Here is a 3,948-nt window from a genome sequence, read left to right on the forward strand (position 1 = left end):
CCGCGAGTACAGCGTAAATTGCCAAGCTTAAATAGCTGATGTTTTTAGTACAAGACACATTCTCATGATACAAAAGAGCCAGTCACATAATGACTGGCTTTTTTTGATCTATAAACCCTAAAATGATTAGTCTAAAAACGATTAGTCTAAAAAAAAGACTTAGCAAACGTCTCCTTTAAACTCTTTGGCTCACGGCGCTTGACGTCGTTGAGTTTATGGCGAGTCTCGGAGGCGACTTGATAGGCCTTGAGACGCGACTGTTGTAAGTTTCCGATAGGACGGTTCTCTTCAAGACAGCGAAATGGGGTAAAGGATAGATTCTCCATAATCTCAAAATTACCGTCATCTGGTACGTCCTGGCAAGGAAGGGTTAAACGCGCTACGGTGACAAAGGGCGTATCCGACTCTTGCCACTGCGTCGTAATCTCTTCAATCGGCTGCTTTTTGAGATTACGGCATAGCTGAATCTGGATATCAAACTGATAATCATGTTCGCGTATCTCCTCGATGATAAGCGGTCGCAGCGCCTCTTCGCGGGCGTTGACATCGACATCACGGCGCGTGACTTTTTTGACAGAAGCGGCTGTTGGCGTTGCCCGTATCTTTGCCATATAATCACCATGACGCACCACACCTTGCGAATGAAAGTCGTATAACAAGGTGTTTTTTGGTTCAATCCTCGTAAAGCCGCCGATAGCTTTAAAGGTTTTAATCGACTCTTTGGTTGGTAATCTTGAGCCGTAATTGGTCAGCCAGTTAAACGCCAACTGCGCTTTACCGATCGCGCCCTTCTCCGTGTATTTAGGTAATTCCAAAAACAGTCTTGATAGATAGGTATACTCCTCAATTCTATTGCAAAAGAACACCGGATGATTGATAAAGTTATAATCAAAGGTCGTACTGTCCTCCTCACCGGGAGCGAGCTTCTTACCCGGTACGTCAAAGACTTTAATCGCGAGACCTTGAGCAAAGCCCAACTTACGATCAGCGAATACTCGAGATGAACCGTTGGACAAACGAATCACCGCATCATGAATGCCCGCTTTAGCATACAAACCTTGCGCGTATTCTTTGGGAATATCATCTAATATCTCAAACTTGGCTTTTAGTGCGCAGTACCCCTTGGCATGGGCATCACGCGTGTGATAATCGATATTGCTGGCTTTGTCACTACGCGCAATATAGCTTTTGATATCGTCGGTAATAGTACGAATGTTTTTTTCGTCCTCAGCATTTAATTCGATATATTTTGGATCGTAAGGGACGTATTTGGGTTTAAATAATTTTTTTAGCATTATATTTCCTAATTTTATTCATGATTATTATTGTTAAGTGGTGACTATTACAAATGGTACTGAGAGTTAAGACAGCTCGCTAATCCATTTTAGCGCCGATAAACTCGGAATAAAAAAGTACTCGCCGCCGTGCAAGGTATTAAAGGTTTCAATACCATGGTAGCGTTTGCGAATTGGATCAGCCGGAACAGTAAAGGTATCTGCATCGCTGTCTTTATCACTTCCTCCTTTATCACCAGAGTGCAAACCAACCATAGGATCTTTTTCTTCGCCTAAGCTCATAAAGTTGCCATCGTTGATCCACTGTGATTGCAAGAACTCAACCGTCTCCATAGCATGAGCATTAATACCAATAAAAAACAGACCGCGATCTTTGCCATCGTCCTCTATTACATCGGGTGGCACAACTTCACCAAAGCCCACGCTACGTCTAACGATACGGTGAATACGCACATCGGATAAAATAAAATCTTCGCTATCGCGTGGGTTCATACGCCTGATATGCGCGCCAAACGGACACTTTTTACCGTAAGGATCGTCTTTATAACCAAAGTCGTTATTGCGGCTAGGATCATCGCCAAGCGCTTTATCATCATGATCGGGAGACAAAATGAGCGGCGCGCCTGAACGCCAGCGTCCCCACATTTTTGCACCCAGCAGCTCCGCCTCTTCCTCGCTGTCGGTATTATCTTTGCGGTATTTATTAAAAGCAGCAACATGGCTATGATAAGCACGTAACACCATAAACGAGCCGTTCTTGCCTAAGACTTCAGGCTGCGGCATAGGCGCAACCAGCCCTGCCTCCCCTTCGTAACCGAGCACAAACTCCCCTGCGGCAATAGGATCGCCGTCATGGTTCGAAGGCGTCTGAATACCACTGCCTTGAATCTCAGGATTACTGATACCATCACGATAACCAAAGACGTTTTTGACGTTGTCATTTGAACCAAAGTCCTGCTCGATTAGGATTTCTACATCACCATTAGCAGGATTGTCCACATCGATATGATCGGTAAGATTATCTCGAAGCTCGTCAAGTTTGGCCTGCCATTTATCTTTGGTATCAGCGATAATAGCCGCGCCCACATGGATATCACCCTTATCCCCAAAAGGTGCCATCCAATTCTCAGGGGCATTAACATCAAAATCGCGCAACTGCTCAGCACGCGCTGCCATACCTGCTTTAAAAGACTCAGGAAAGCTATCAAGTGATGACTGCGGTACACCTAACGCTTGTAGACCCTCGTAAGTCATGACGATAGACAGCGTGGCTTGCATGTCTTTGTGCCAGTCTTCACTACCGGTTACATGAGGCAACACCTGCGCTAGCATTTGTTTGCCAACGTCAGCATTATTGATTTTTAGTGCTACTACCGTGCCAAAATATGGGGCGGGACGCTCACGTAGAACGATGGATTGAATATCTTTTAGCTGCATGGTGACGAGATTGGGGTTAAAGACCCCGCGCGCCCTACGAGCCATCATCTCAATACCGTCACCGACTTCCTCTTTCACCCCTTTAAGCCACGTCTCAAAATCACTGTTTTCGATGCGATTGCCAAACTCATCTTTTAAGTCTTGCAACTTATCGGTCAATCCCGTTAAAGGTTTGTTATCATCATTACTCATACATCGCCCTATTCATTTTTTATCGTTATTAAAGTATGACCGTATCAAAGCCCTGAAATTTATGCGCTTAAAAATACAATGTCTAAAAAATTAGTTTGTTTGCGCTTCATCTAAAGCTTTATTGATGCCTTTAACAATACGCTCATGACGGCGAATATCTTGTACCGTCAGATGCGGGACGCCTACGTACCAACCTGCAGCGGTAATCTGATGATCAAGAATAAACTGCTTAACACTTGGGTCTTTGATACCCGGCCAGCCCTCGACATTGCCGAATAAAATATCCATGAGTTCAGGAATTTTGGTGGCGAAATCATCAATATAAGGATCCCAGTCACCGTCATAAGCGGTGCAAAAAAGCACTCTTGTATCATTATCTAAAAAGACGAAGCGCAAATCGTGCAAAGTGCCTACCCTTGTCGCGCCTTTTAGATTGCCCCCGGCTATTTTTAGAATCTCTTTGAGACGGGCAGCGCCGCCGTCTTTTAGCGGTGCGATAACGGTAAGCTCGGATACTTTGCCTGACTTTAGACCTTTCTCGCCTGCGCTAGAGGTTGAGTGATCATAACCATCATTGCCGCCCTCTTTTAAATTCGCCACTAACAGATCTGCCCGCAGTTTAAAGGCATCCATAGACTCAGTGATTCTATCTTTCAGATCTTCTGAATTATCGATAATGCGCTCTTTATTATTGTTTTTACTCATAAGTCTCTCCTATATGATTGCTGTTGAGCTATTACCATAGCAAAAACGGTAAAAGGCTCAAGTAATAGCAGACTAATCACACAAAACAAAACATAGGTTTAACAATAACGTTTTAAATTGCAGCAGTGTTACAAAGATAGACGGCGCACTTACCGGCGCAATAAATCTTGGTCGTACTTATTAAGTCTTTAAAAGCATGACTGTTTTTGTACTTGTTATTAAATACTAAAAAAGCTTGGCTACTCTAGGTAACCAAGCTTTGAAATCATACTTCGAGTTTTTATAACTATTTATATAGTCAGTTCAAAATAAAATTGTT

At 43.6% G+C, this 3,948-nt stretch carries 3 protein-coding genes; all 3 read right to left on the reverse strand.

Going from position 1 to position 3,948, the window contains the following annotated elements; genetic code table 11:
• Nucleotides 1-146 precede the first annotated feature (146 nt).
• Nucleotides 147-1,295, reverse strand: a complete 1,149-nt coding sequence (locus AS194_RS01060) for a catalase family protein (RefSeq protein WP_058023647.1) — start codon at nucleotides 1,293-1,295, stop codon at nucleotides 147-149.
• 66 nt (nucleotides 1,296-1,361) lie between these two features.
• Nucleotides 1,362-2,924: a Dyp-type peroxidase gene (locus tag AS194_RS01065; RefSeq protein ID WP_058023648.1), complete on the reverse strand. Its 1,563-nt coding sequence runs from the start codon at nucleotides 2,922-2,924 to the stop codon at nucleotides 1,362-1,364.
• A gap of 90 nt (nucleotides 2,925-3,014) precedes the next feature.
• Nucleotides 3,015-3,557: a hypothetical protein gene (locus tag AS194_RS01070; RefSeq protein ID WP_058023649.1), complete on the reverse strand. Its 543-nt coding sequence runs from the start codon at nucleotides 3,555-3,557 to the stop codon at nucleotides 3,015-3,017.
• Nucleotides 3,558-3,948: the final 391 nt, after the last annotated feature.

The sequence above is a fragment of the Psychrobacter piscatorii genome (genome assembly GCF_001444505.1).
GTDB lineage: Bacteria > Pseudomonadota > Gammaproteobacteria > Pseudomonadales > Moraxellaceae > Psychrobacter > Psychrobacter piscatorii_B.